This is a genomic window from Pseudomonas sp. 3MAES_34.3B (genome assembly GCF_058145875.1).
In genome coordinates this window covers 427,053-452,266 of sequence record NZ_CM176960.1, presented here as the reverse complement: position 1 = coordinate 452,266, position 25,214 = coordinate 427,053, and the positions used below count along the sequence as shown (strand labels likewise).

Below are 25,214 nucleotides of genomic sequence, written 5' to 3'. Positions count from 1 at the left end.
TTGCAACAAAGGTTGCACCTCGAAGGGGTATTTTTCGGCGGCAGTGCCACCTGTTGCTCGCAACTCAAGCAGGAAACGCCTCAATAGATCATTGTTTTATAACTATTTTTTATTTTTTCGGCTGTGGCTGCGCAGGCACATGGTTATAGCCAATAAATCTTAAAATTTCTCAGCTAATACCTAATTCTCGACGGGCCAGCTGCAGCAACTGGTGGGCATCGATGGGCTTCAAAAGAAAGTCCACCACGCTCAGATGCATGGCCTCGATCGCGTCCTGCACCGCAGCGTCACCCGAAATGATGATGATCGGAAGGGCAGCCCGCTCCGATTCGCGGATCTGCCGAATCAGGTCCAGCCCCGTGGCGGGAAACATCCGCAAGTCAGTGATAAGCAAGCCCAGCCCACGGTCTTGCATCAGCAGGGCGAACGCGGTGCTGGCATTGCTCGCCGTGGTGCACTCGATACCGTGCAAGGCGAGTATTTCGGCTAGCAGGTCGCGGGAATCCGGATCGTCGTCCACCACCAGCGCACGCAGGGGCGCCAGTGTGGGCACCCGTAAAAGCTCATTGAGCGCCTCGCGTTCCTCGTCGCTGAGGATATCCAGATCAGACATCAGCCTCGCCATCCGTCACATGCAAACATACGACCACAGGCCGTGGCTAACTGCCACGGCCCTACAAGGTCGGGTGCATAAGGTGAAGCATAGCCCCCGGGTTGCCAACGGGAAAAAAGCATATTTCACAAGCGATACCTACTACTTACGTCCAATGGGCAGCAGTAGCCAGCGGGCGGACGATGACCACAGAACATAAAAAAAACGATACACACCATGAGCAAGGCAGACGCGTACGTTCAGGCAGGAAAAACCGCAGTTCTGCAGAACGTGCACGGCACGCTGCAGTTCCTCCAGCGCTTTGCGCCTTTCAGCCAGATGGAACAGGCACACCTGGTTTACCTGGTGGAACAATGCCACCTGCGCTTCTACGCCAGCGGCGAAAGCATTCTCAAACCTGATGAAGGCCCGGTAGAGCACTTCTACATCGTCAAACAGGGCCGTGTGGTGGGTGAGCGCCCTAGAAGCGCTGGCGCCGGCAACGAGACCACCTTCGAGATTGCCAGCGGCGAATGCTTCCCCCTGGCCGCGCTGCTGGGCGAGCGGGCTACCCGTACCGAGCACCTGGCGGGTGACGACACCTTTTGCCTGCGGCTGCCCAAAGCGAGCTTCATCCATCTGTTTGCCCTGTCAGCGCCCTTCAGAGACTTCGCCTTGCGCGGCGTCAGCAGCTTGCTGGACCAGGTCAATCGGCAAGTGCGCCGGCAAGCCGCGGAAACCCTCGGCAGCCAGTACTCACTGAACACTCGCTTGGGCGATCTTGCCCTGCGCCACCCCGTGACTTGCGACAGCAGCCTGCCCGTAAGGCTCGCGGTCAAGGCCATGCACGAGCAGCAAGTGGGCAGCATTGTGGTGGTGGATGCCGAGCAGGCGCCCGTGGGCATTTTCACCCTGCGCGATTTGCGCGAGCTTGTGGCTCAGACTGACGCCAACTTCAACCAGCCTATAGCGGAACGGATGGTAACCGCCCCGTTCACGCTGTCACCGGACGCCACCGCCTTTGAAGCCGCGCTGGCGATGACCGAGCGGCACATCGCCCATGTGTGCCTGGTGAAGGACGGGCGGCTATGTGGCGTGATCTCCGAGCGGGACCTGTTTTCGCTTCAGCGCGTGGACCTGGTACACCTGGCCAGGGCCATCCGCACCGCGCCAACACTCGACAGCCTTACTGCAATCCGCCAGGACATCGGCCCGCTGGTAGAGCGAATGCTTGCGTTTGGCGCATCGTCCATTCAAATCACCCGGATCGTGACGCTGCTGAATGACCACAGCGTATGCCGCGTGATCGAGCTTACGGTTTCGGCGTATGGCGATCCCGGCGTCCCGTTCAGTTGGCTCAGCTTCGGCAGCGAGGGCCGGCACGAGCAAACCTTGTATACCGATCAGGACAACGGCCTGTTGTTTGAAGCCGACGATGCCGTGCACGCCGCAGAGTTGCGCGGCAAGTTGCTGCCCCTGGCCCACCAGATCAACCAGGCGCTCGCCCACTGCGGCTTTGCCCTCTGTGCCGGGAACGTGATGGCCGGCAACCCGGAACTGTGCCTTTCACGCGCCGAATGGTCGCGACGCTTCGGGGCCTTTGTGCGAGAAACCACCCCTGAAAACCTGCTGGCTTCCAGCATCTTTTTCGACGTGCGAACGGTGTGGGGTGACCCGGAGCCGGGTTTCTGGTTGCAGCAGCGGCTATTGGCGCAAGTGGCGGATAACGGCATTTTCCAGCGGATGATGGCCAGCAATGCCTTGCGCCAGCGCCCGCCAGTGGGCCGCTTTCGGGAGTTTGTGCTGGCGCGCAAGGGCAGCGAGCGCACCGCTACCCTGGACCTGAAAACACAGGGCCTGGGGCCCTTCGTCGACGGCGCCCGGCTGCTGGCCCTGGCCAATGGCATCAGTGCCACGCCCACGGTAGAGCGCCTTCGCCAGCTGGCCCAGCGGGGCATTATCGACGCCCAGGATGCAGCCGCCTACGAGGAGGCGTATGCGTTCATTCAGCAACTGCGGCTGCAACATCACCAAGCCCAGAGCCGGGAACACTTGCCGTGGTCCAACCGTCTGGACCCCGATACGCTCAACCAGCTGGACCGGCGCATATTGCGTGAGTCCCTGCGTCAGGCTCAGCGGCTGCAAGCCAGCCTTGCAGCACGGTACCAGCTATGAGCCTGTTCGACCGGTTCAAACCACGGCCGCCAACGCTTTCACCAGAACAAACGCGGCGCCTGGCGGCCATCGCTCCTTTTGCACAGCTGGGACGCACGCCGTTGGAGCTGCAGGCCTGGGCCGTGGTAGACGTCGAGGCCACAGGCCTGCACCCGCAAAAGGATCAGCTGTTGGCCATTGGCGCGGTTGCGCTGGAGGGCCAGATTATTCCGCTCGGGCAAGGGTTCGAATGCACCTTGGCCGTCAATTGGAGCAAGCCCGGGCCAAGCGTGTTGATCCACGGGCTCAGCCCCTCCGCAGTGGCCAAGGGAACGCCGCCCGCCGAGGCATTGCTGGGCTTTCTCGAATGGTTGCAGGGCCGCCCGCTGCTGGCCTTTCACGCCAGCTTCGATCAAGCCATGTTGAGCCGAGCGATCAAGCTTACCCTTGGGTTGCAGTGGGACGCGCCCTTCATAGACCTTGCGCAGGTAGCCCCACTTCTGTGCCCTGAGTTGGCCACCCACAACCACAGCCTGGATGACTGGGCAGGCCAGTTCGGCTTGCAAACCGGTGAGCGCCATAACGCCAGCGCCGATGCCCTGCTCACCGCCGAGCTTGCGCTGATGCTGTTCAGCCGGGCACGTCGGCAAGGGCTGGCCACGCCAATGGCCCTGCTTGAGGCCTTGGCGCGCTGGCACCGGCTACAGCATCAGCCGCGTTTCTGACTCCTCAGCACTCAGGCTGGCCCGCCACATAACGCCGCGCTGGATTCACCGCGGCATCGAATTCGCGCAAGCCCTTGGCGCCAATCAGCAAGGGATAATTGAAGCCGCTGCGGTCGGTGAGGTTGACCTCGATGGTGCGCTTCACGTCCCCCAGGCACAGCTCCAGGTCGATCACCGGGCGGTGGGCGACCTCCACGCTCTCTTCTTCGCCTTCGTTTTCATCGGCGCGGCTTTTGATCCGGCTCATGCGCGAGACCTTGTGCTCGTATACCTTGCCATCCGCGTCCCGGGTAGCCAGGCGAAAACGCACCCAGTCTTCGCCATCGCGGGTGAAGGTTTCGATATTGCGGGCCGACAGCGAGGCCGTAAGCGCCCCGGTGTCCATCTTGGCTTTGAGGGTTTGCCCGATTTCCGGCAACTTGAAGTACTCGTAGCGGCCATACAGCGTTGGCTCGGCGGCCATGGCGGAGAGCGACAGCAAGGACAGCAGGGCAAAGACAGCTTTCACGTGTTCATTCCTTTTCAGGGGCGCGAGGAGTTAGATTCCGGCACCTGCATTAGTTCGCCAAACGCCTAAGGTAAGGGCTATGCCCTTTACAAAAAGTAAAAATTTGGTGAAGTCCCGCTCAGCCGTCTGTATTTGGCGCGGCCACGGCGGGCCCGTATCATTGCGGCCCTGACCATGCATACGAGTTTTTCCATGCTCCACCTGCTTAAAGGCTGCCTTACCGCCTCGCTGCTGTTGCTCAACACGTTGGTGCTGATCGGCCCGCTGATCATCCTCGCTTTGCTCAAGCTGATCGCGCCCGCCGCCTTGCGCGACAGCGCTTCACGTGGAGTGATGTGGATCGCCGAAACGTGGGCAGAAATCGACAAGGCAATCTTTGCGCTATGCACCCCTACCCGCTGGGATATCCGCGGCCTTGAAGCCCTGCACCTGGACGCCTCGTACCTGGTGGTCTGCAATCATCAATCGTGGGTAGACATTCCTGCGTTGATCCAGGCGTTCAACCGCCGCGCGCCGTTCTTCAAGTTCTTCCTCAAGAAGGAGTTGATCTGGGTACCTTTGCTGGGCCTGGCATGGTGGGCATTGGATTACCCCTTCATGAAGCGCTACAGCAAGGCATTCCTGGACAAGCACCCGCAGCTGCGTGGCAAGGACCTGGAAATCACCCGCAAGGCCTGTGAACTGTTCAAGCGCCAGCCCGTGACGGTGGTGAACTACCTGGAAGGCACGCGTTTTACCCAGGCCAAGCATGACCAGCAGGCATCACCGTTCCGCCACCTGCTCAAGCCAAAGGCCGGCGGCGTGGCGTTCGTGCTGGCAGCCATGGGCGAACAGCTCGATCGGCTGCTCGATGTAACAGTGGTGTACCCCAGCCAGCGCATACCCGGGTTCTGGGACCTGCTGTGCGGGCGCGTGCCCAAGGTGATCATCGACATTCAATCCAGGGCCATTGACGCGGCGTTGGTGCAGGGCGATTACGAAAACGATCCCGCGTTCCGCCAGCATGTTCAGGGCTGGATCAACCAGCTGTGGGCAGAGAAGGATGCCCGCATCGAAGCGCTGCGGGCACGGCACGGTTAAGGCTGGGTGCCCCACACCGAGGCAAGGCTCTGCAAGGCGGAGCCACTGGCGCCTTGCTGGCCCAGGTATTGAAGGATGATTGGCGCGAACTGCGTCACCATTCCGCTGTTCATGCCCAGCTGGCTGAACGCACTGTTCATGTCCTGAGTGGTTTTCACATTGGTGAGGGCATTGTTCAGCGCGCTTGCCTTGTTGCTGTCTGCCTTGCCCATCAACCCGCTGAGCCCTACCAGGCCGCCCAACGCGTTATTGCCGGAGAGCTTGTCCAGCCCGGGTACGGATTTGGTCAATTCGGTGTATTGCGATTGCGGCAGTTGATTCTTGGCCAACCCCAGCATCGCACCGGTGCCACCGATGGCCTGCTCAGGGGTGATTTTCAGCTGGGTGCCCAGGGTATTGAGCAGGCCTGCCGCTGGCGCCGCGGCGGCTACCGGCGCACCGTTCTGGTTGCCGTTTTGCAGAGTGGACGCAGCGTTGACCGCGTCGTTCAAGTTGAAAGCCATGGCCTGGCTTGCCACGAGGGCAAAGGAAAAAGCCAGCAGGCTGGGGGACATACGCATCGGTTTACCGCTCCTGATACAAAATACCCTCATTGGACGCGAGACAGCCAAAGGGTTCAACCGCTGGTCTGTCAGGCCAATTTGTAGGAGTCGGCGCAGCTGGCGAACCGGGACGGGACAGGTGCACCGCCCATCCAGACCGTAACCCAGCATGGCCTATAATCACCGGTCAAACCGGGATGCCGGAAGGCCGGCCCGATGGGAGTCATGGCATTGAAAAAATACTGGACGCGCTACCTGGATCTGCTCGACAACGACCTGAATACCCGGGTGTTCGACAGCTTCAAGAATATGGTGCTTTGCGCGCTGTTATTCGCAGCAGGCACCAACGCCATACAAACCGACCATCGAGTGTTCTTTAGCCCGGTCGCTACCAACCTGGCAGGTTGGGGAATCATTGCCGTGTCGGCCGTGCTGATGATTTTGAATATCAGCGACGGCGTTCGTCGACTGGGCAAGCTGCGCTATCACGTGGTTCTACAGATACTGATCGTTGTGTTTTACGTCGTGATTTCTGTGCGCGTTATAGAAATCGTCTGGAGTTTTCGGGCATGACGATTACCAGGTGATCTTTTACCACCCCTGCCCGCTCAGTGCACCGATGGCCCGGCGCAGCCGACTAACTGGGCGAGGCCCAGGAAACGCTAAGCTCCCTCAAAATGCTCCCTACCTAGCGTTTTGCCAGGTTTACCGAATGTGATCAGCATGTTCGACTCATTCCCTGCTTTCTGGAGAAAAGTATCGTGCGCGAACTGATCATGCTTAGCTGTGCTCACAGTCAAACCGTGCTCAGCGAAGGCCAATCCAGACGGCGCTACCTACCCTTCGGTTGGTGCGGACCGTCAGCTACCTCAACCAGCCTGAACGGCCAATGGAAGGAGCGTAGCGGGCAGATGTACCTCTTTGGGAACGGCTACAGGCCGTATTTTCCAACACTGGGCCGGTTCAGCTCGCCGGATAAGTTCAGCCCCTTCGGCAAGGGAGGGATCAATGCTTACGGCTACGCAGCCCAAGACCCGGTGAATTATCACGACACGAACGGAAAATTTCCTCAGCTCTTCAAGACATTCAGAAAAAGGATATCAAGCTGGATCGGTTTTGACTTAGATGAGTTAGGGCTAGGCAAGACCAAAAATGTGAGATTGATTACCGATAGCTTATATACCTTTGATGACTTTACCGGGAAAGGCAGGCGACTGAATATTGTAGCCCATGGCGATTTTCAGCATGGCAAATCCGCTGTCGAGATTAGAAAGAACGTGGTGCGAAATCCCGAGGAGATGATGCCGTTAATTTTTAACCAGAACCTTGATCTTAGTTTATACAAAACGGCGAGAACGATAACGTGTTATTCAGGTAATATACCCGAGATTGGCAGGCCAATTGGCAAGGTCGTGGCAGAGGGTACCGGGCTACGTACTAAATCTTACGAAGGGGTGGTTACAGCTCACCTGCTTTTTCCGTACGACATCGAGTCCCCTGCCAGATCCAAGTTGTTTATCCGTAAAAATAAAGACGGTACCTTTAATTTCAAAACTAGCCATACCATTGCAAAATGGTCCAAAGGTCTCGCTAATCCGGTTTATTTTGACCCTTAACATCTACTGCCGCCCCCCGAGAGGCAATACAGCCTCAGCGCCTGAGGGCGTCTAGTCGTAATGACGGTAATGAACAGTCAGGCAAAGCCTGCAACCAGAAATATCAGGTCGTAGGCTTTGCTCTTTTCACGCTACCGGCCAGTTACTGCAATCAAGCCACGCTAAACAACCGATGCGGATCAATCACGAATTTCTTCGGCACACCGGCATCGAACTCGCCGTAGCCCTGCGGGGCCTGGTCGAGGCTGATCACCTGCACCCCTACCACTTCGGCGATGTTGATGCGGTCCCATATGATGGCTTGCATGAGTTGGCGGTTGTACTTCATCACCGGGGTTTGGCCGGTATGGAAGCTGTGGGATTTTGCCCAGCCCAGGCCGAAGCGAATGCTCAATGCTCCCACCTTGGCGGCAGCGTCGTGGACACCCGGGTGTTCGACAGCTTCAAGAATAGGGTGCTTTGCGCGCTGTTATTCGCAGCAGGCACCAACGCCATACAAACCGACCATCGAGTGTTCTTGAGCCCGGTCGCTACAAACGTGGCCGGTTGGGGGATTATTGCGGTCTCGGCCGTGTTGATGATTCTGAATATCAGCGACGGCGTTCGTCGATTGGGCAAGCTGCGCTATCACCTGGTTCTTCAGATACTGATCGTTGTGTTTTATGTCGTGATTTCAGCGCGCGTTGTAGAAATCGTCTGGAGTTTTCGGGCCTGACGATTGCCAGTTGATCCTCCGCCAGCCCTGCTCGCGCCGGTGCAGCGACCTGTTTATTTCTCGTCTTGAAGCCTTATGCCTTGGCGTGGGCCAAGCGGGTCGGGTTTATGTCACCCACAGGCACCACGGTGGCGCCAGCAAGCAGAGGGAACAGTACCTAGGCCGACCGCCCCTCATAAAAACAGATAAATCCAAGCGCAAGCTAGCAGATTACTAGCTACCCCCATCAGAAACGATGACCCATGGTGATGGCGAGCAAATCCCGGAGTTATAAATGGCCATGACCTTATTAGCATGCGGTTCCAGTCAATCGGTCTTGTCAACGCTTCCCTGGAGCCGTTCCGTCTATTCTCCCTACGGCAGGACAGTAAGACCGCACTCTCGGCTTCTGTTTAACGGACAGCTGGCGGAAACACAAAACGCATTCTATATCCTTGGTAACGGTTATCGAGCGTACTGTCCTTCTCTTATGAGGTTCACGAAGCCTGATCACTACAGCCCGTTCCGATCGGGAGGTCTTAACTCTTACGTTTATGTACAAGCAGACCCTGTGAACCGGGCAGACCCAAACGGTGCCATGTTCAAACCAATAACACGCATGCTTTCTGAGTCTCTGCCGCTGCCGACTAGAGGGTGGACATATAATGTTCGGTCGATTGCTCCAGAAATAAGCGTGCATGATGATTTATTCAAAGGATACCGGCGGCTTAATATCAATGCGCATGGTCGCCCTGGCTCAGTTAAACTAGGAAACATAGCAGCGGATGGAGATACATTATACGAAGCCTTACTAGAAAAAAACGTAAACTTTCAAGACTATAGGTACATACGATTGCTAAGCTGTTGCTCCGCAGAGCTCCACCCGTTTTCTGGAAAACCCCGCATCCCGCAGGTGCTTGCAGAACGCACGGGTTTAGCGGTGAAAGCATTTCGTGGCGATGTGGTCATCAGAAATGATGTGGGTGACCTTTCAGCGGCCCGGGCATCGGGGAGAACATTCCGTGAAAACCCAGCCGGTGGCTATGACATCCAGGGTGAGATCTATGTAATCAAAAGGCGTGCTGACGTGGAATATAGCCCTGAATGGTTTTACCCCGTAAGCTTCTACCGGTGAGTTGAAGCGCGCCTATCAGGTAGGCGCGCTGCTGGCTTTCAAGCCGCGCTAAACAACCGATGCGGATCGATCACAAACTTCTTCGGCACGCCGGCATCGAACTCGCCGTAACCCTGCGGCGCCTGGTCGAGGCTGATCACCTGCACCCCTACCACTTCGGCGATGTTGATGCGGTCCCACATGATGGCTTGCATGAGTTGGCGGTTGTACTTCATCACCGGGGTTTGGCCGGTATGGAAGCTGTGGGATTTCGCCCAGCCCAGGCCGAAGCGAATGCTCAATGCACCCACCTTGGCCGCCGCGTCGTGGGCGCCCGGGTCTTCGGTGACGTAAAGGCCAGGAATACCGATCTTTCCGGACACCCGGGTGATTTGCATCAAGGAGTTAAGCACAGTGGCCGGGGCTTCCTGCTGAGCGCCTGCATGGCCATGGCCGCGCGCTTCGAAGCCTACGGCGTCTACCGCGCAGTCCACTTCCGGCTCGCCCAGCAGGTTGGCGATCTGCTCATGCAACGGGGTGTCCTGGCTCAGGTCGGCGATCTCGAAGCCTACGGCCTTGGCATGGGCCAGGCGAGTGGGGTTCACGTCGCCCACGATCACCACGGCGGCGCCCAGCAAACGAGCCGAGGCGGCAGCGGCAAGGCCAACCGGGCCGGCGCCGGCCACGTATACGGTACTGCCAGGCCCAACGCCTGCGGTGACCGCCCCGTGGTAGCCGGTGGGCAGAATGTCCGAGAGGCAGGTGAGGTCGCGGATTTTCTCCATGGCCCTGTCGCGATCAGGAAGCTTGAGCAGGTTGAAGTCGGCATACGGCACAAGCACGTATTCGGCCTGGCCGCCGGTCCAGTCACCCATGTCCACATAACCATAAGCGCCGCCAGCACGGGCCGGGTTCACGGTCAGGCATACGCCGGTGTGTTGCTCCTTGCATGAGCGGCAACGGCCGCACGCCACGTTGAACGGCACAGATACCAGGTCACCCAGTTGCAGGTTTTCGACGTCGCTGCCTTTTTCGATCACTTCACCAGTGATTTCGTGACCGAGCACAAGCCCAACCTGGGCAGTGGTACGGCCGCGCACCATGTGTTGGTCCGAGCCGCAGATGTTGGTGGAAACCACACGCAGGATCACCCCATGCTCGATCTTGCGCCCGCGCGGGTCTTGCATCTTGGGATATGCGATGGATTGCACCTCGACCTTGCCGGTCCCCAGGTACACCACACCACGATTGTCAGCCATGCTCGTTCACCTCGCTATTGTTGTTTTGTTGGCTGTAGGATCCTTACCGGTAGGAAGCGGGCGAAGCTCGCGAATAGGGGTAAAAACCTATTAGCGCGCTTCGCCGGATGGCCGGCCCCCGCTTCCTACGAAGTGAAAGGCGCCTACAGAACGACAGTACGGTTGGCGTTAAGGAACACCCGCCGCTCGATGTGATAACCCACTGCTCTGGCCAGGGTGAGGCATTCGATGTCTCGGCCCTTGGCGACCAGGTCTTCGGCGTAATGGGCGTGGTCTACCACTTCCACGCCTTGCGCAATGATCGGCCCTTCGTCCAGGTCGTTGTTGATGTAATGCGCCGTGGCGCCCACCAGTTTCACGCCCTTGTTGTAGGCCTGATGGTAAGGCTTGGCGCCTTTGAAGCCGGGTAGCAGGGAGTGATGGATGTTGATGGCCCAGCCATCCAGCCGCCGGCAGAGCTCGGGCGAGAGCACTTGCATGTACCGAGCGAGAATCACCAGCTCGGCACCCGTGCTTTCCACCACTTCCATCACTTTGCGTTCCTGGGCTGGCTTGTCGGCCGGGTCCAGGGGGAAGTGGTAGTACGGAATGTCATGCCAGCGCGCCAGGGGCTCAAGGTCGGGGTGATTGGAAACCACCGCCGTCACGTCCATGGGCAGCTGCCCGATGCGCTGGCGGTACAGCAGGTCGTTCAGGCAGTGGTCTGCCTTGGACACCATGATCACCACCTTGGGCCGATACTGCGGCGCGGTGAGCTCGAAGCGCATGCCGAACTCGTATACGCGCTCACCCAGCCCGGCGCGAAAGCCCTGTTCATCGAAGCCTTCAGGCTGGCGAAATTCCACGCGGATGAAAAACCGAGCGGAGAGCCTGTCATCGAAGGAATGGTGCTCGGTGACGTAACAACCCTGCTCGTACAGGTAGCGGGTGACCGCGTCCACCGTGCCGAGCCGGCTGGGGCAGTCGGCGGCGAGTATCCAGGTATCAGGGGCGCGGCTCATGGGGTTCTCCGTAAAAAAGCCGTAGGAGCGGGCGATAGCCCGCGAACGGGGGTAGATCAGTTGTTCGCGGGCTTACGCCCACTCCTACACCACAGCCAGCCCATACTCCGCGCTGGCATCTTGCAGCCACAGCCACCAGTAATCGGCGAAGCTGCGGCGGATCACCAGTTCCCAGGTGTCCTCGCCCATGCGGCGAATGATCAGCTGCGACTTGGCGAACACCGTCCCCACACCCTTGCCCACGGGGAAGTTGTTTGGATGTACATCGTAGCTGGTGGATTTCATCAGCACCTCACGGACCTTCGGCCCCGTCAGTTCCAGTACGGTTTGCCCACCACTCACGTTCACCACCTGGATGTGCTGCCCGGCCAGCGCTTCGCGCAAGCGCTGCTCAGCGGCGAACTCCTCACCGCGTGGGCAAATGAACAGCCACTCGTCCGGCCCCATCCATTGCAAGGTAGTGTCGCCGCTACCGAGAACGGTAAGGGCGACAGGCAATTCCAGGCCGAGCGCCTTGTGAACGCCACTCGCGAATGCGGGATTGTTGCCATCGCCGCGCAGGGTGAGGTGGCCCAGCAGTTTCTTTTCCCGCAGCGTTACGCCCGCGCTCGCCCTGCCCTTGCCAATCAGGCTGGCAAGGTCGGCGTGATGCAAAGGGCTCTCGGCCTTCACCGGGGCATCGGGGCGCTGTTGGTATACGTTGGCTGTGCTCATTTCAAAGCCCTTCAAAAATGTCGTGGGTGCCGGTCATACGTTCTGCCGCTCGCCTTTAGGGTCCACGAACACTGAACCGCAGATCTCCGCTTCGATGGCGCTGCCGTCGGCGAGCGGGGCCCACACCTTTTCGCCCATGCGCTTGAGCCCGCCTTTCACCACAGCCATCGCGAAGGAACGGCCCAGCGTGGGGCTCATGTAGCTGGAGGTTACGTGGCCCACCATGTCCATGGGGATCGGCTGCTTGGGATCGAACACCAGTTGCGCGCCTTCAGGCAGTACGCGGTTAGGGTCAACCGGCTTGAGGCCTACCAATTGCTTGCGGTCTTCACGCACGCAATCTTCGCGGCTCATGCCGCGCGAACCGATCCACGGGAAGGGTTTGGTACGGCCTACACACCAGCCCATGTTCAGGTCGTCCGGCGTCATGGAAGCATCCGTGTCCTGACCCACGATGATGAAGCCCTTCTCTGCCCGCAGTACGTGCATGGTCTCGGTGCCATACGGCGTGAGGTTGTAGGCCTTGCCGGCTTCGACGATGGCTTCGAGCACGCCCATGGCGTAGTCGGCCTGGATGTTCACTTCGTAGGAAAGCTCACCCGTGAACGAGATGCGGAAGACACGCGCCGGCACGCCAGCGACCTTGCCTTCCTGCCAGGTCATGAAGGGGAACGCTTCCTTGTCCAGGTTGATGTCGGTGACGTGGCTGAGCAGCTTGCGGCTGTTGGGGCCCGACAGCGTAAGGGTGGCCCAGTGGTCGGTGACCGAGGTGAAGTACACCTTCAGCTCCGGCCATTCGGTCTGGTGGTACAGCTCCAGCCACTGCAGCACGCGCGCCGCGCCACCGGTGGTAGTGGTCATCAGGAAGTGATTGTCGGCCAGGCAGGCGGTCACGCCGTCATCGAACACCATGCCGTCTTCCTTGCACATCAAGCCGTAGCGCGCCTTGCCCACGTCCAGCTTGGTCCAGGCGTTGGTGTACACGCGGTTCAGGAACTCACGGGCATCCGGGCCCTGAATGTCGATCTTGCCAAGGGTGGAGGCGTCGAGCAGGCCCACGCTGTCACGCACAGCCTTGCATTCGCGTGCCACGGCGCTGTGCAGGTCTTCGCCACGGCGCGGGAAGTACCAAGGGCGCTTCCACTGGCCCACGTCTTCGAACTCTGCACCCTGCTTCACGTGCCACGCGTGCAGCGCGGTGAAGCGCACGGCGTCGAACAAATGCCCGCAGTTGCGCCCAGCCACCGCGCCGAAGGTCACCGGCGTGTAGTTGGGGCGGAACATGGTAGTGCCCATCTCGGTGATGGAGATGCCACGTGACCGCGCCGCGATGGCCAGGCCGTTGATATTGCCCAGCTTGCCCTGATCGGTACCGAAGCCCAGCGCGGTATAGCGCTTCACGTGCTCCACGGATTCGAAGCCCTCGCGGGTGGCCAGCTCGATCGCCGCCGCGGTCACATCGTTCTGCAGGTCCACGAACTGCTTAGGTGCCCGTGCGGTGGATTTGTCATGTGGCACCTGGAACAGCGCCAGGGTAGGCTCCTCATGCCGGCTCACAGCGGCCGGCACCACGCCTTCCACGATCTTGAAGCCTGCTTCCGCAGCAGCCCGCGCGCCACCTTCAAAGCCGTCCGCCAAGGCGTCGCCCAGCGGGTACACACCATTGATGCCACCTACGCAGACACGCTTTTGCGCCGCTTCGCCCGGTACGAAACCAAGGATGTCTTCACGCCAGATCGGGCGCCCGCCCAGGTGGGACGCCAAGTGAACCACAGGGCTGTAGCCACCGGAGCTCGCCACCAGGTCGCACTCCAGCCATTCGCCAGGGCTGAGGACTTTCATGGCCTTGGCGTCGATGGCAGCGATCCGGGCCCCGGTTACCCGGCGGGTACCGCGGGTTTCGAGCACCGCGCTGCTGGTAAGGATTCGTACGCCCTTGGCGCGAGCTTCTTCCACCAGCGCACCCCGCGGGTTGGGGCGGGCATCGGCGATGGCCACCACTTGCAGGCCTGCATCAATCCAGTCCAGCGCCGCACGGTAGGCATGATCGTTGTTGGTGCCCAGTACCAGTTGCTTGCCGGGCGCCACGCCGTAGCGGTGCACGTAGGTGGAAACTGCCCCGGCCAGCATGTTGCCGGGCAAATCGTTGTTGCCGTACACCAGCGGCCGCTCATGGGCACCGGTGGCCAGTACCACGCGTTTGGCCCGCACACGGTGAACGCGTTGGCGCACCTGGCCGATCGGCGCGCGCTCGCCCAGGTGGTCGGTAAGGCGCTGGTGAATGGTGAGGAAGTTATGGTCGTGGTAACCATTGACCGTGGAACGGGGCAACAGGGTCACGTCCGCCATACCGCTCAGTTCAGCCAGAACGGTGGCGACCCACTCGGCCGCGGGCTTGCCGTCGAGGGTTTCCCGAGTGTCCAGCAGGCTGCCGCCGAACGCTTCCTGCTCGTCCGCCAGGATCACCCGCGCGCCGCTGCGTGCCGCCGCCAGTGCCGCTGCAAGCCCGGCCGGGCCCGCGCCCACAATCAGCACATCGCAGTGCTGGTTCATGTAGTCGTAGCTGTCGGGGTCGATCTCGGTCGGCGAACGGCCCAGCCCGGCGGCCTTGCGGATGTACTTCTCGTAGGTCATCCAGAAGGATTGCGGGTACATGAACGTCTTGTAGTAGAAGCCCGGGGGCATAAGCTTGCCGCCCACCTTGCCGAGGATGCCCATCAAGTCGTTGTTCACGTTCGGCCAGCCGTTGGTGCTGCTAGCGACCAGGTTGGCGTACAGCGCCTGCTGCGTGGCGCGTACGTTGGGGACCTGGGTGGCTTCGGTAGCACCGATCTGCAACACGGCGTTGGGTTCTTCGGCGCCAGCGGCAACGATGCCGCGCGGGCGCGAATACTTGAAGCTGCGCCCGATTACGTCCACGCCGTTGGCCAGCAGGGCCGAGGCGAGCGTGTCGCCTTCAAAACCGGTATAGCGCTGGCCGTTGAAGGTAAATTCGATCCGTTTGTTGCGGTCGATACGGCCGCCATTGGACAGGCGATTGACCTGGCTCATACCTTTTCCCCTTGCGCGCGTGTCACTGGCTGCGCCGCAGAGGGCTTTTGCGTGACCTGCGGTTTGGCACCGATCGGATAGGTTTCGAAAATTTCGTAGGTGACCGTGTCGCGGCTCATGTTGAAGTAGCGGCGGCATCCGGTGGCGTGCAGCCACAGTTCATGGTGAATCCCGCGCACGTTGTCGCGGAAGAACATGTAGGTGCCCCACTCCTCGTCGGTGCAGGCGGCAGGGTCGAGCGGGCGCGGGATGTGCGCCTGGCCGGCTACCTGGAACTCCTCTTCGGAGCGGGCTTCGGCGCAATACGGACAGAAGATCTGCAGCATGGTGATGTCTCCGGTCAGTGCGCCACGGCGGCGGCGCCGTGTTCGTCGATGAGGGCGCCGTTGTAGAAGCGGTCGATGGAAAACGGTTTGGCCAGCGGGTGCATTTCGCCCTTGGCCAGGCTGGCGGCGAACACGTTGCCCGAGCCGGGCGTGGCCTTGAAGCCACCGGTACCCCAGCCGCAGTTGAAGAACAGGTTCTTCACCGGCGTTTTGCTGATGATCGGGCAGGCGTCGGGCGTGGTGTCGACGATGCCGCCCCACTGGCGGTTCATGCGCACCCGCGACAACACTGGGAACATTTCCACGATGGCTTGCAAGGTGTGTTCGATCACTGGGTACGAGCCGCGCTGACCATAACCGACCCAGCTGTCGATACCGGCGCCGATCACCAGGTCGCCCTTGTCGGACTGGCTGATATAACCGTGCACGGCATTGGACATGATCACGCTGTCGATGATGGGCTTGAGCGGCTCGGACACCAGCGCTTGCAGCGGGTGGGATTCAATCGGCAGGCGGAAGCCGGCCAGGCTTGCCATGTAACCGGAGTTACCGGCGGTAACCACGCCCACGCGCTTGCCGCCGATGAAGCCTCGGTTGGTTTCCACGCCGATGACCACGCCGTTTTCCTTGCGGAAACCGGTGACCTCCGTTTGTTGAATCAGGTCCACGCCCAACGCATCAGCAGCACGGGCATAACCCCAGGCGACCGCGTCGTGGCGAGCCACCCCGCCCCGGCGCTGAACCGTGGCACCGATGATGGGATAGCGGGTATTTTTCGAGCAGTCCAGGTAAGGAATTTCCTCGGCCACCTGCTGGGCGTTCAACAGCTCGCCGTCCACGCCATTGAGGCGGTTGGCGCTTACCCGCCGCTCGGAGTCACGCATGTCTTGCAGGGTGTGGCACAGGTTGTATACGCCACGCTGAGAAAACATCACGTTGTAGTTGATGTCCTGGGACAGCCCTTCCCATAGCTTCATTGCGTGCTCGTACAAGTGGGCGGATTCGTCCCACAGGTAGTTCGATCGCACAATAGTGGTATTACGGGCGGTGTTGCCGCCGCCTAGCCAGCCTTTCTCGATCACGGCTACATTGGTGATGCCGTGTTCCTTGGCCAGGTAGTACGCCGTGGCCAGGCCGTGGCCGCCACCGCCCACGATGATCACGTCGTACACAGGCTTGGGCGTAGGCGTGCGCCACATGCGCTGCCAGTTTTCGTGGTGGCTGAGGGAGTGCTTGAAGAGGCCAAAGCCTGAATAGCGCTGCATGATCGGTACTCCAGCTCAGCGGTAAACCGGGAATTCGGCGCACAGGGTGCTGACCTGGGCAGCCACGTTGGCCTCCACGTCGGCGTCGCCGAGGTTGTCGAGAATGTCGCAGATCCAGCCCGCCAGCACCTGGCACTGTTCCACCCTGAAGCCACGGCTGGTGACCGCCGGGGTGCCGATCCGCAGGCCGGAGGTCACGAAGGGGGACTGCGGGTCGTTAGGCACGGCGTTTTTGTTCACCGTGATATGGGCACGGCCCAAAGCCGCGTCGGCGGCCTTGCCGGTGAGCCCCTGGCGAATGAGGCTGACGAGGAACAGGTGATTGTCGGTGCCGCCTGATACCACGTCGTAACCTCGGTCCACGAATACCCCGGCCATGGCCTGAGCATTGTCGATCACCTGCTGCTGGTACACCTTGAAGCCCGGCTCCGATGCCTCCTTGAAGCACACGGCCTTGGCCGCGATCACGTGCATCAGCGGCCCGCCCTGGCCACCAGGGAACACGGCGGCGTTGAGTTTCTTTTCCAGTTCTTCGTTGTGGCGCGCCAGGATCAATCCGCCGCGTGGGCCGCGCAGGGTTTTGTGGGTAGTGGTGGTCACTACGTCGGCATAGGGCAGCGGGTTCGGGTACAGCCCGGCCGCCACCAGCCCAGCCACGTGGGCCATGTCCACAAAGAGGTAGGCGCCTACCTTGTCAGCGATTTCACGGAAGCGGGCGAAGTCGAGGGTTTTGGAGTAGGCCGAGAAACCGGCGATGACCATCTTCGGTTTGCATTCCAGGGCCAGGCGTTCGACCTCGTCGTAGTCGATCAGCCCGGTGGCCGTGTCCAGGCCGTACTGCACGGCGTTGTACAACTTGCCGGAGAAACTCACCTTGGCGCCGTGGGTAAGGTGGCCACCGTGCGCCAGGCTCATGCCCAGCACGGTATCGCCCGGTTGTAGCAGCGCCAGGTACACGGCGGCATTGGCTTGCGAGCCGGAATGCGGCTGCACGTTGGCGTAGTCGGCGCCAAAAAGCGCCTTGGCGCGATCAATGGCCAGTTGCTCTACGGTGTCCACATGCTCGCAACCGCCGTAGTAGCGCTTGCCCGGATAGCCTTCGGCGTACTTGTTGGTAAGGCCGCTGCCCTGGGCTTCCATCACGCGTTTGCTGGTGTAGTTTTCCGACGCGATCAGCTCGATATGGTCTTCCTGGCGCTGCTCTTCGGCGTTGATGGCGGCCAGCAGTGCGTCGTCATATCCCTGAATCTGGTCTTGCTTGCTGAACATCGCGGATCTCCCAGCGCGGATGGCGCCTGTCATAGGTGCAGTGGGGTCGATGGTAGGCTCGGCCCCGGTGCGTCAGATGCCTATGGGCGCCACGCATCGGTGCGATTACGACATGGCCATGACAGTTGCGAGCGCGAGGCTATGGAGACGAGGAGCACGTCGCGTGCTGAACCTTTTTGCCGGGAACCGCGCAGGCGACGGCAGGCATTTGGCGGTGGATCAGGCAGACCCCAAGCAGGGAAATGCCAATCGCCACGGCCATGAGTACTGACAACATATAGGGGCGTTCACCCATCGCATAAATCGACAGGCCCACGGCCGGTAAAACGGCCTGGTTCAGTAACACCATCAGCGAAGACACGCCCGCCAGCCGCTCTACCGGAACGATGCGAATGCGAAGGCTGCGGCTGAAGTTGGACATACACACCTTGCCGCTAATATTCAAGGCATACAACGCCAGAAAGCACACTAGATAACTTTGAGCGAAGATCATCAGCGTACTGGCCACAGCCGTCAGCAAGGCTGCTGCAGCGAACAAACGCAGAGGTGCCACGGCGGATAATAATCGTGGATACACCAGCGTAGCGACGACGCCGCAGATCCCCGCACATATATCGACAAATGCAAAGTACTGAATAGGCAGCTGCATGGCCCGATCAATCAAGGTAACTGCGCCTGCTTCCACCAATCCGTCGAATGCATTGTTGCCAAATGCCAATACCACCGAGCTTACCAGCAGGGGTGTAACCAGGATCAACTTAAGGTTTCCCTTGGCGGGCGCAAGGCATGCCTGCGGGTCGCTTGTTGAGGCACGCGGAACAGCTCGGCTGAAGTAATAGCAAACAGCATTTAAGGCATACATGGCAGCGGCCAGGAGCAAAAGACTGAAGGCCCCACTGGCATACGCCACGAAACCGACCAAGGGCCCTGTTATCATCGCCAGTTGATCAAGGCGACACAGGACGTTCACGTCGTGGTCCACATCCCTGCTCGCCAAAGCGATCATTTTTTCGTAGGCAATCAGGCTTTGCGCATTCCCGATGGCGACCAGCCCGCCTAACAATCCACCGAAGACTGTTATCGCAAAGGGGCCTGGTGGGCTCCAAAGTAGTGCCGCTACAAACACACATCCGCTGAGTTTGACTGCGTCCGATACAATAGAAACCCGCCGCACGCCCCAGCGGTCAATGGATGCCCCCACCAAAGGTGTCACGATTATGCGAGGAAGCCACGCCATGGCATACGCCAGACCTGACCACGCCAGGCTTGCGGTGAACCCGTAGACCATGACAGGCACAAGAAATACCAACAGCGCATCTGCGGTGAGCACAAGAAGCAACAGCGTGGACAGTGTTCGGCTCATGAAATCGAGTTCGATACGGAGGCAGTTTGTTTCATTAAAACGACCTTGACCTGTTTCCCGGTATTTTTATCAGTCACGATCACAGCCTTTGGCGTTTCCACGGCTGGCACCGTCGCCATGGCCTGCCTTTGTAATTCAACCAGGCTCTCCATATACTCCAAGGAGGCAGGATTCTTATGGACATTAAATATCGGATAATTCATATCCAGAAGTGGCCAGTCAATGACATCCTTTCCAGGCTCATACGCCTTTTTATCATCAAGATAAATAACAGGACGATTTAGCGTGAATATGTTTTCCATATTAAACAGGGCATGCGCCACTCCATTAGGTATAACCAACTCCATGTGAGGGACGCACAAGAATTCGAGCCATTCCTCGCAGTGGAGCGTAGGTGAGTCCTTTCTCATATCTACCAACTTAAGCCTGATCCGGTGGTCGGCCCTTCCCAGAAAGGTTAGATGATCTTCCTGGCCGAGATGAACACCGAACGAGTCAAAGTCATAGGGTTCAGTTCCGTGCTCGACAATGTAAAAAGGCGCTGGTCCCCCTATGGGGATAATCTGGCTATCGCTCCCCGTCTGAACAGAACCGTGACGCTCGAACCTTACCCCGCTTATCTGGGATACCGGGAAATTCAATTCCCTGCTTGGGGATTCTGCTTCCGCCTGCAGCATAAGCCGCACCTGCTCTCCCGACTTCAATTTGAACGTTCTGGTCTCTGCATGCGCGACGCTGCCATTTGCCAAGGTCAAGGCTTGGATATCTGCCAGTTTGTAATAAACACGATTGGATGCAGGTTCACTCATAGGCACTAGGCCTTCAACCGTTGCGGGGTCGGTGTCCAACGGAAGGTTTATAATGTCATTCTCAGGCGTCCAGCCTAATGTTGACTTCAGCATGTCTTCTATGGGCGGCAAGAAAATGGCATATGTGTTTAGTGTGAAAATACCCTCTAGCCCGCTAAAGGTGTGCGCCACGCCTGGAGGAATGATGAGCGTACGATCTGACGAAGGTGTAAATGCAATGTCCAACGATTCTTTGAAAGTAGGAGAAAATCTTCGGCAGTCGATAAATTTCGCAGTAGCAACCTGGTCCGCATCACCCAAAAACGTCAGCACATCCTGCTGGGCCAGATGAATGCCATACTGCCCGTAATCGAACCGTGTATCACCATGCGTGACCACATTTATAGGGTGTGTGGTGGGGAAAGGCACTACGAATGATCCAGGCCTTCCGTTACTGATGCGCCAACGAGCCACCCATTGCAAACCCTCGATGTTGATTTGCGCGTTCAGAGCGGATATATCGGCTTGCATAAAACCTCCTCATCAGGCTCAGGCGCCTTGCGGCGCCTGCCTCTGGGTTAGATTTTAGATTTCGAGAACCTGAGCACTAAATCCCGCTTTCTTAGCACTTATCAAGAGCGCCTGCAGACTTGATACGTCCAGATTATGATATTGATCTTCCACTGGCGCAGATTTGATACCGGCAAGATAGGCAAGCCTATCGTAGACACCCAAAGCTTTCCCTTTAGTTACGTTCATTAGGCGCAGAAAGCTGTTCTCTTGAACGGATAAATTATCGCTAACTGCAGGTTTAATTTCATAAAGCGAGGCCACATCAGATGCTTTGATCATGAGGTTTCTCCACTACAGATTTTAATGAAGCTGCCGCTACCGGCACTTTCATACTTGTTCCTATACGCCACTTCGTCAAGCCGCAGCTTTTTTATAACCACACATTAAAAACTCGCTACCGAAGATCACTCCAAGAATGTCCAGAGGCGCTTTCTGAGAGCCATGAAGGAAAATTCCGAAATAGCACGCTCATTGCAGATTTTCGCAAAAATACGCGAGCATTTTGAAATGCGTGGAAAGAATACCCATTGCGCATTACCGAAAATTTTTTTTGCACCGTCACGTAACATGCGTCGAAAACAGCCGGTGCAGGCCGCTGTTCCAGCTCGCCGAGCTTCGTAAATCCGCTGTAGCCCTAACCAAAAACTCGCTAAAGTGCCCTAGTGCCAACGGCTACCAGGACCCGACATGCCATGAAAAACCAGCCTCAACAATTCGCCAGCGACAACTACTCTGGCGTGTGCCCGGAAGCCTGGGCGGCAATGGAATTGGCCAATCAGGGCCATCAGCGCGCCTACGGCGATGATGAATGGACGGCCCGGGCGGCGGACCATTTCCGCCGCTTGTTCGAAACCGACTGCGAGGTGTTTTTCGCCTTCAACGGCACGGCTGCGAACTCGCTGGCTTTGTCCGCCCTGTGCCAAAGCTACCACAGCGTGATCTGCTCGGACGTCGCCCATGTGGAAACCGACGAATGCGGTGCGCCGGAGTTCTTCTCCAACGGTTCCAAATTGCTGACCGCCCGCAGCGAGGCCGGCAAGCTTACCTCTGAGGCTATCCGCGAGATCGCCTTGAAGCGCCAGGATATCCACTATCCCAAGCCTCGTGTGGTCACCCTTACCCAGGCCACGGAAGTGGGCACGCTGTACCGCCCCGATGAATTGAAGGCCATCAGCGCGACCTGCCATGAACTGGGGCTTAACCTGCACATGGACGGCGCCCGCTTCGCCAACGCCTGCGCCTCGCTGGGTTGCAGCCCGGCTGAGCTGAGCTGGAAGGCTGGCGTGGACGTACTGTGCTTTGGCGGCACGAAGAACGGCATGGCCGTGGGCGAGGCAATTCTGTTCTTCCGCAAGGAACTGGCCGAGGACTTCGATTACCGCTGCAAGCAAGCGGGCCAACTGGCGTCGAAAATGCGCTTTCTGTCGGCGCCCTGGGTGGGCTTGCTGGAAAACGACGCCTGGTTGCGCCATGCCCAACACGCCAATGCCTGTGCCCGCCTGTTGTCAGAGCTGATTGCCGACATCCCTCAGGTGAGCCTGATGTTCCCGGTGGAAGCCAACGGCGTGTTCCTGAACATGCCCCAACCTGCGCTCGCCGCGCTACAGGGCCGTGGCTGGCGCTTCTATACCTTCATCGGCGGCGGCGCGCGCTTCATGTGCTCATGGGACACCAGCGAAGCCCGGGTGCGGGAACTGGCGGAGGACATTCGCGCGGTGGTGGACGGTACCGCTGCGCCCTTGTAAATCTGTTTTAGGGCGACACATTTCGCGAGCTTCGCCCGCTTCCAACAAGGCGAAGGGGCTTCCACAGCGATCGGTGAGCGATTACAGCTTGAACCCGCCCATCTGCCGCCGGAGCGCCTCGGCCAGGGCCATCAGCGTCTGGCATTGCTCGCGGCAGTCACGCACTTCAGCCGCGGTTGACCTGGCCAGGTCGGAGATACCTTGCACGTTGCGGTTGATCTCCTCGGTGACCGCCGACTGCTCTTCGGTGGCAGTTGCAACTTGATGGTTCACATCGCTGATTCGCTCCACCTGGCCGCTGATCGCCGCGAGCGACGCACCTGTGCGCTCACTTGCCGCTACCCCAGTACCCGTCGCCGCTTGCCCGGCCTGCATGGAAACCACCGCGTTCTCCGCGCCTTGCTTCAAGCGCTGGATCATGGCCTGGATTTCGTCGGTCGAGGCCTGGGTGCGCTGCGCCAGGGTTCGCACTTCATCGGCCACTACCGCAAAGCCTCGGCCGAGATCCCCGGCGCGCGCCGCCTCGATCGCGGCGTTCAGCGCCAGCAAGTTGGTTTGCTCTGAAATGCCCCGGATCACGCCAAGCACCTGGTCGATAGAGGCGACTTCGTTGGCAAGCTGCTCCACCGCCTCGGCAGCCAGCCCGATGTCGTCGCTCATGCGCTGAATGTGCGTGAGCGACCCTTCCACCACACGGCCCGCCTGCGCGGCCTCGTCCCTTGCTGCCTGTGACTCACCTGCCGCGGTGCCTGCGTTTCGGGCGATTTCTTGCACAGTCAGCCCCATCTCATGCACTGCGGTGGCCACCATGTCGGTCATTTCCTGCTGCCGGGCGGCGCGGGCCGTGGTGTTCTCGACCACTTCGCTCACCCGGGTTACGGTTTGGCCCAGCCGCTCGGTAGTGGTCAGCACCTCCCCGATAAGCGTTCGCTGGCTTGCCAGAAAACGGTTGAAGCCCCGGGCCAGGTCGCCCAATTCATCTTTGCGTGCCTCGTCCAGGCGGTGGGTTAGGTCCCCGCCGCCGCTGCCGATCTGCACCAGTGCCGAGGTGACCTGGCGGATAGGCCGCACCAGGCTGCGCGCCAGCCATACCACCAGGGCCAGGCACAGCAGCGCTACACCCAGGCCGATCAGGCTGGCGGTAACGGTGGCTTGACGGGCTTCGGCGAAGATCTGCGCTTCTGGCACTTCGGCTACCAATGTCCAGTTCACTTCTCGCAAGGGCAAGGCAAGCGCGATCCACGGCTCGTCGTTGCGCTCGAAACGGGCGTCCGTCAGGGTGGTTTTACCCAGCAGCGCACCGGCGGCGGTGGCGCCGATTTGCTCGGAAAGGGTTCGCTTGCCGCTGAAGTGTGCATCCGGATGCACCTGGATCATGCCATCGGGACGTACCAGGTAAACCTTGCCGCTAGCCCCGAAGGCATAGTTGCGTACCAGCGTGGCCAGCTTTTCCAGGCTCAGCCCCAGGCCCGCCACGCCTAATGGCCGACCATTGGCTTCTACGCGTTGGTCGATGAACAGCGTAAGCGCACCGGTGGCGGCATCGGTATCGATGGCCAGCGAGCGTGCCTGGCCGCTGTCCAGGAAGCTGTAAAACCAGGCGTCCTTGGGATCTTTACGATCAAGCGTGCGCTCCAGGCCAGACGCGGTGTAATAATGCCCCGATCCTGCCGGAGCGACCATGGTGGTAAACGCTTGCTGCTCGGCCTTTACACCGGCGAGGTACCGAACGAACGCATCGGCCTGGGAGGGGTCTTCACCGCTCGCCAGCCATTCCTTCAGCAGAGTATTGTTTGCGATGGCGCTCGCAGCACCCAGAGGCCCGGCCAGCAGGCGCTCGATGTCGTTGCGAGTCGCCTCGATGCTGGCCGGTAACGCTGTTTCAACCAGATAACGCTTGGCCAGGCGGTCGATCACAGCGGTATACAAGCCCACCACGATCAGCAGGCTGACAATCAGCGCTGCGCCCATGCTCAAGATCAACTTCCACTGGATACTGCGTTGCCAAAGCTGCATGGTGGCTCCTCGAGGCGTACCTGCCAGGCGCCCACAGGCATGCTGCCAGCGGCTTGCGGGCCCAGCGGCGCGGTACGGCACCGCGCCTTGCCCTTAGTGGACCGCAAGCAGCGGTTCACTGCTCAACCCTGCTGCAACGGGGCGACCAAGCGGCTTATGCTGCCTAGGTGAGCAAAGCGGCGTTGGTTACTCCGCTGCCTTTCCTACGGTCCGTTCCAGCTGTTCTACCGTGGCGTTGACCTGGCTTTCGTATTCTTCCAGCGCCTGCTGGTGCTCGCGGCGAGCTTCCAGTAACTGAGAGCAGATGTTCATGGCAGTGAGCACCAGCAAGCGATCCCCCAGCAACGTGGGATGCTTCTTCTTGGTCTCGGCCAGGCTCGCCTTGAGCATCATTGCCGCATCGAACAAGGTTTGTTCCTGATCGGCCGGGGCACGCAGGGTGTAGTCGCTGCCGAGGATTTCGACTACCCGCGTGGTGTTCTGGCTCATGCGCCAGCCGGTTCGGGGCTGACCCTTTGAATCAGGGCCTGAATGCGTGCCGCCGTAGCGCCTTGCTGCTCTTCCTGCTCCAGCAGGGAGATCTGCAGGCTGTCGTTCTCATCCCGGGCTTGCGCCAGCTCGGCGCTCAGCTTGCCATTCGCCTCGGCCAATTGACGGTTCTGCTCGAGCAATTCGCTGACCAGTGTTTCCAGTTTGTTAAGGGATGCTTCCAACATGAGGGGTACTCGAAACCAGGGGTGAAGATGAAGGGCGCGTACGATAAGAAAAAAGCGCGCGCCTCGCCAGCGCGAAGGTATGAACAAGCATGAAAATACAAGA

At 59.6% G+C, this 25,214-nt stretch carries 24 protein-coding genes and 3 pseudogenes; 9 read left to right on the top strand and 18 right to left on the bottom strand.

Features of this window, described 5'->3' with window-relative positions; genetic code table 11:
• Window positions 1-169 precede the first annotated feature (169 nt).
• Window positions 170-613, bottom strand: coding sequence for a response regulator (locus tag AC3Z8Y_RS02005; RefSeq protein WP_490088244.1), 444 nt, complete (start codon window positions 611-613; stop codon window positions 170-172).
• Between the two features lie 216 nt (window positions 614-829).
• On the opposite strand from AC3Z8Y_RS02005, the gene AC3Z8Y_RS02000 reads away from it, so the two are divergent.
• Window positions 830-2,767: a putative nucleotidyltransferase substrate binding domain-containing protein gene (locus AC3Z8Y_RS02000; protein WP_490088243.1), complete on the top strand. Its 1,938-nt coding sequence runs from the start codon at window positions 830-832 to the stop codon at window positions 2,765-2,767.
• Window positions 2,764-3,471 (top strand): 3'-5' exonuclease, encoded by a 708-nt coding sequence (locus AC3Z8Y_RS01995; protein WP_490088242.1) that lies wholly within the window; start codon window positions 2,764-2,766, stop codon window positions 3,469-3,471. The genes AC3Z8Y_RS02000 and AC3Z8Y_RS01995 overlap by 4 nt, the downstream gene beginning before the upstream one ends.
• Window positions 3,472-3,475: 4 nt before the next feature.
• Here AC3Z8Y_RS01995 and rloA2 read toward each other — a convergent pair whose 3' ends face one another.
• Window positions 3,476-3,979, bottom strand: coding sequence for a retropepsin-like aspartic peptidase RloA2 (gene rloA2, locus AC3Z8Y_RS01990; RefSeq protein ID WP_181113363.1), 504 nt, complete (start codon window positions 3,977-3,979; stop codon window positions 3,476-3,478).
• A gap of 192 nt (window positions 3,980-4,171) precedes the next feature.
• Between rloA2 and yihG the strand changes: the two genes are divergently transcribed.
• Window positions 4,172-5,059, top strand: coding sequence for a 1-acylglycerol-3-phosphate O-acyltransferase, YihG family (gene yihG / locus AC3Z8Y_RS01985; RefSeq protein ID WP_490088241.1), 888 nt, complete (start codon window positions 4,172-4,174; stop codon window positions 5,057-5,059).
• Here the strand turns inward: yihG and AC3Z8Y_RS01980 are convergent.
• A complete protein-coding gene (locus AC3Z8Y_RS01980; protein WP_181113369.1) occupies window positions 5,056-5,619 on the bottom strand; it encodes a DUF2780 domain-containing protein in 564 nt (187 codons plus the stop codon). The genes yihG and AC3Z8Y_RS01980 overlap by 4 nt on opposite strands.
• 213 nt (window positions 5,620-5,832) lie before the next feature.
• Between AC3Z8Y_RS01980 and AC3Z8Y_RS01975 the strand changes: the two genes are divergently transcribed.
• The gene (locus AC3Z8Y_RS01975; RefSeq protein WP_490089914.1) at window positions 5,833-6,174 is read left to right on the top strand and encodes a hypothetical protein; all 342 of its coding nucleotides are present in this window, start codon (window positions 5,833-5,835) and stop codon (window positions 6,172-6,174) included.
• Window positions 6,175-6,362: 188 nt separating this feature from the next.
• Window positions 6,363-7,217: an RHS repeat-associated core domain-containing protein gene (locus AC3Z8Y_RS01970; RefSeq protein WP_490088240.1), complete on the top strand. Its 855-nt coding sequence runs from the start codon at window positions 6,363-6,365 to the stop codon at window positions 7,215-7,217.
• A 151-nt stretch (window positions 7,218-7,368) separates the two neighbouring features.
• On the opposite strand, the pseudogene AC3Z8Y_RS01965 reads toward AC3Z8Y_RS01970, so the two are convergent.
• Window positions 7,369-7,656, bottom strand: a pseudogene (locus AC3Z8Y_RS01965) (formaldehyde dehydrogenase, glutathione-independent); the annotation flags it as partial.
• On the opposite strand from AC3Z8Y_RS01965, the gene AC3Z8Y_RS01960 reads away from it, so the two are divergent.
• The 3 genes and pseudogenes from AC3Z8Y_RS01960 to AC3Z8Y_RS01950 all read left to right on the top strand — a co-directional run bounded on the left by AC3Z8Y_RS01960 (window position 7,648) and on the right by AC3Z8Y_RS01950 (window position 9,046).
• Window positions 7,648-7,932 (top strand): hypothetical protein, encoded by a 285-nt coding sequence (locus tag AC3Z8Y_RS01960; RefSeq protein WP_490088239.1) that lies wholly within the window; start codon window positions 7,648-7,650, stop codon window positions 7,930-7,932. The pseudogene AC3Z8Y_RS01965 and the gene AC3Z8Y_RS01960 overlap by 9 nt on opposite strands.
• A 274-nt stretch (window positions 7,933-8,206) precedes the next feature.
• A pseudogene (locus AC3Z8Y_RS01955) lies at window positions 8,207-8,494 on the top strand (RHS repeat-associated core domain-containing protein); the annotation flags it as partial.
• Between the two features lie 111 nt (window positions 8,495-8,605).
• Window positions 8,606-9,046 carry a hypothetical protein gene (locus AC3Z8Y_RS01950; RefSeq protein WP_490090088.1) on the top strand — a complete coding sequence of 147 codons (441 nt, stop codon included), beginning with the start codon at window positions 8,606-8,608 and terminating at the stop codon, window positions 9,044-9,046.
• Window positions 9,047-9,084: 38 nt separating this feature from the next.
• Here the strand turns inward: AC3Z8Y_RS01950 and fdhA are convergent, their stop codons facing one another.
• The 10 genes from fdhA to AC3Z8Y_RS01900 form a co-directional block, all read right to left on the bottom strand.
• On the bottom strand, window positions 9,085-10,284 hold the full coding sequence (gene fdhA / locus AC3Z8Y_RS01945; RefSeq protein WP_225775450.1) for a formaldehyde dehydrogenase, glutathione-independent: 1,200 nt from the start codon (window positions 10,282-10,284) through the stop codon (window positions 9,085-9,087).
• A gap of 143 nt (window positions 10,285-10,427) precedes the next feature.
• On the bottom strand, window positions 10,428-11,285 hold the full coding sequence (purU, locus tag AC3Z8Y_RS01940; RefSeq protein ID WP_225775451.1) for a formyltetrahydrofolate deformylase: 858 nt from the start codon (window positions 11,283-11,285) through the stop codon (window positions 10,428-10,430).
• Window positions 11,286-11,369: 84 nt separating this feature from the next.
• Window positions 11,370-11,999 (bottom strand): sarcosine oxidase subunit gamma, encoded by a 630-nt coding sequence (locus AC3Z8Y_RS01935; protein WP_490088238.1) that lies wholly within the window; start codon window positions 11,997-11,999, stop codon window positions 11,370-11,372.
• A 33-nt stretch (window positions 12,000-12,032) separates the two neighbouring features.
• Window positions 12,033-15,050, bottom strand: coding sequence for a sarcosine oxidase subunit alpha (locus AC3Z8Y_RS01930; RefSeq protein WP_490088237.1), 3,018 nt, complete (start codon window positions 15,048-15,050; stop codon window positions 12,033-12,035).
• Window positions 15,047-15,376 carry a sarcosine oxidase subunit delta gene (locus tag AC3Z8Y_RS01925; RefSeq protein WP_490088236.1) on the bottom strand — a complete coding sequence of 110 codons (330 nt, stop codon included), beginning with the start codon at window positions 15,374-15,376 and terminating at the stop codon, window positions 15,047-15,049. The genes AC3Z8Y_RS01930 and AC3Z8Y_RS01925 overlap by 4 nt, the downstream gene beginning before the upstream one ends.
• A gap of 14 nt (window positions 15,377-15,390) precedes the next feature.
• On the bottom strand, window positions 15,391-16,641 hold the full coding sequence (locus AC3Z8Y_RS01920) for a sarcosine oxidase subunit beta (RefSeq protein WP_181113389.1): 1,251 nt from the start codon (window positions 16,639-16,641) through the stop codon (window positions 15,391-15,393).
• Window positions 16,642-16,656: 15 nt separating this feature from the next.
• Entirely contained in the window at window positions 16,657-17,910 is a 1,254-nt protein-coding gene (glyA, locus tag AC3Z8Y_RS01915) for a serine hydroxymethyltransferase (protein WP_225775455.1), read from the bottom strand.
• A 139-nt stretch (window positions 17,911-18,049) separates the two neighbouring features.
• Window positions 18,050-19,273: an MFS transporter gene (locus tag AC3Z8Y_RS01910; RefSeq protein ID WP_490088235.1), complete on the bottom strand. Its 1,224-nt coding sequence runs from the start codon at window positions 19,271-19,273 to the stop codon at window positions 18,050-18,052.
• Window positions 19,270-20,592, bottom strand: a complete 1,323-nt coding sequence (locus AC3Z8Y_RS01905) for a cupin domain-containing protein (RefSeq protein ID WP_490088234.1) — start codon at window positions 20,590-20,592, stop codon at window positions 19,270-19,272. Before AC3Z8Y_RS01905 ends, AC3Z8Y_RS01910 begins: the two co-directional genes overlap by 4 nt.
• Window positions 20,593-20,646: 54 nt before the next feature.
• Window positions 20,647-20,913 carry an XRE family transcriptional regulator gene (locus tag AC3Z8Y_RS01900; RefSeq protein ID WP_490088233.1) on the bottom strand — a complete coding sequence of 89 codons (267 nt, stop codon included), beginning with the start codon at window positions 20,911-20,913 and terminating at the stop codon, window positions 20,647-20,649.
• Between the two features lie 413 nt (window positions 20,914-21,326).
• Here AC3Z8Y_RS01900 and AC3Z8Y_RS01895 point away from each other — a divergent pair, with 413 nt between their 5' ends.
• Window positions 21,327-22,379 (top strand): threonine aldolase family protein, encoded by a 1,053-nt coding sequence (locus tag AC3Z8Y_RS01895; RefSeq protein ID WP_490088232.1) that lies wholly within the window; start codon window positions 21,327-21,329, stop codon window positions 22,377-22,379.
• 81 nt (window positions 22,380-22,460) lie between these two features.
• On the opposite strand, the gene AC3Z8Y_RS01890 is transcribed toward AC3Z8Y_RS01895, so the two are convergent.
• The 4 genes and pseudogenes from AC3Z8Y_RS01890 to AC3Z8Y_RS01875 all read right to left on the bottom strand — a co-directional run bounded on the left by AC3Z8Y_RS01890 (window position 22,461) and on the right by AC3Z8Y_RS01875 (window position 25,111).
• A complete protein-coding gene (locus AC3Z8Y_RS01890) occupies window positions 22,461-23,189 on the bottom strand; it encodes a methyl-accepting chemotaxis protein (protein WP_490089913.1) in 729 nt (242 codons plus the stop codon).
• A gap of 135 nt (window positions 23,190-23,324) precedes the next feature.
• A pseudogene (locus AC3Z8Y_RS01885) lies at window positions 23,325-24,350 on the bottom strand (cache domain-containing protein); the annotation flags it as partial.
• A 231-nt stretch (window positions 24,351-24,581) separates the two neighbouring features.
• Window positions 24,582-24,884, bottom strand: coding sequence for a cell division protein ZapA (locus tag AC3Z8Y_RS01880; protein ID WP_490088231.1), 303 nt, complete (start codon window positions 24,882-24,884; stop codon window positions 24,582-24,584).
• Window positions 24,881-25,111 (bottom strand): hypothetical protein, encoded by a 231-nt coding sequence (locus AC3Z8Y_RS01875; protein WP_490088230.1) that lies wholly within the window; start codon window positions 25,109-25,111, stop codon window positions 24,881-24,883. The genes AC3Z8Y_RS01880 and AC3Z8Y_RS01875 overlap by 4 nt, the downstream gene beginning before the upstream one ends.
• Between the last annotated feature and the right edge of the window lie 103 nt (window positions 25,112-25,214).

Coding starts and splice junctions, on each gene's coding strand:
- AC3Z8Y_RS02005 (WP_490088244.1), bottom strand. CDS start 613: ATGTCTGATCTGGATATCCTCAGCGACGAGGAACGCGAGGCGCTCAAT.
- AC3Z8Y_RS02000 (WP_490088243.1), top strand. CDS start 830: ATGAGCAAGGCAGACGCGTACGTTCAGGCAGGAAAAACCGCAGTTCTG.
- AC3Z8Y_RS01995 (WP_490088242.1), top strand. CDS start 2,764: ATGAGCCTGTTCGACCGGTTCAAACCACGGCCGCCAACGCTTTCACCA.
- yihG (WP_490088241.1), top strand. CDS start 4,172: ATGCTCCACCTGCTTAAAGGCTGCCTTACCGCCTCGCTGCTGTTGCTC.
- AC3Z8Y_RS01980 (WP_181113369.1), bottom strand. CDS start 5,619: ATGCGTATGTCCCCCAGCCTGCTGGCTTTTTCCTTTGCCCTCGTGGCA.
- fdhA (WP_225775450.1), bottom strand. CDS start 10,284: ATGGCTGACAATCGTGGTGTGGTGTACCTGGGGACCGGCAAGGTCGAG.
- purU (WP_225775451.1), bottom strand. CDS start 11,285: ATGAGCCGCGCCCCTGATACCTGGATACTCGCCGCCGACTGCCCCAGC.
- AC3Z8Y_RS01935 (WP_490088238.1), bottom strand. CDS start 11,999: ATGAGCACAGCCAACGTATACCAACAGCGCCCCGATGCCCCGGTGAAG.
- AC3Z8Y_RS01930 (WP_490088237.1), bottom strand. CDS start 15,050: ATGAGCCAGGTCAATCGCCTGTCCAATGGCGGCCGTATCGACCGCAAC.
- AC3Z8Y_RS01925 (WP_490088236.1), bottom strand. CDS start 15,376: ATGCTGCAGATCTTCTGTCCGTATTGCGCCGAAGCCCGCTCCGAAGAG.
- AC3Z8Y_RS01920 (WP_181113389.1), bottom strand. CDS start 16,641: ATGCAGCGCTATTCAGGCTTTGGCCTCTTCAAGCACTCCCTCAGCCAC.
- glyA (WP_225775455.1), bottom strand. CDS start 17,910: ATGTTCAGCAAGCAAGACCAGATTCAGGGATATGACGACGCACTGCTG.
- AC3Z8Y_RS01910 (WP_490088235.1), bottom strand. CDS start 19,273: ATGAGCCGAACACTGTCCACGCTGTTGCTTCTTGTGCTCACCGCAGAT.
- AC3Z8Y_RS01905 (WP_490088234.1), bottom strand. CDS start 20,592: ATGCAAGCCGATATATCCGCTCTGAACGCGCAAATCAACATCGAGGGT.
- AC3Z8Y_RS01900 (WP_490088233.1), bottom strand. CDS start 20,913: ATGATCAAAGCATCTGATGTGGCCTCGCTTTATGAAATTAAACCTGCA.
- AC3Z8Y_RS01895 (WP_490088232.1), top strand. CDS start 21,327: ATGAAAAACCAGCCTCAACAATTCGCCAGCGACAACTACTCTGGCGTG.
- AC3Z8Y_RS01890 (WP_490089913.1), bottom strand. CDS start 23,189: ATGGTGGCCACCGCAGTGCATGAGATGGGGCTGACTGTGCAAGAAATC.
- AC3Z8Y_RS01880 (WP_490088231.1), bottom strand. CDS start 24,884: ATGAGCCAGAACACCACGCGGGTAGTCGAAATCCTCGGCAGCGACTAC.
- AC3Z8Y_RS01875 (WP_490088230.1), bottom strand. CDS start 25,111: ATGTTGGAAGCATCCCTTAACAAACTGGAAACACTGGTCAGCGAATTG.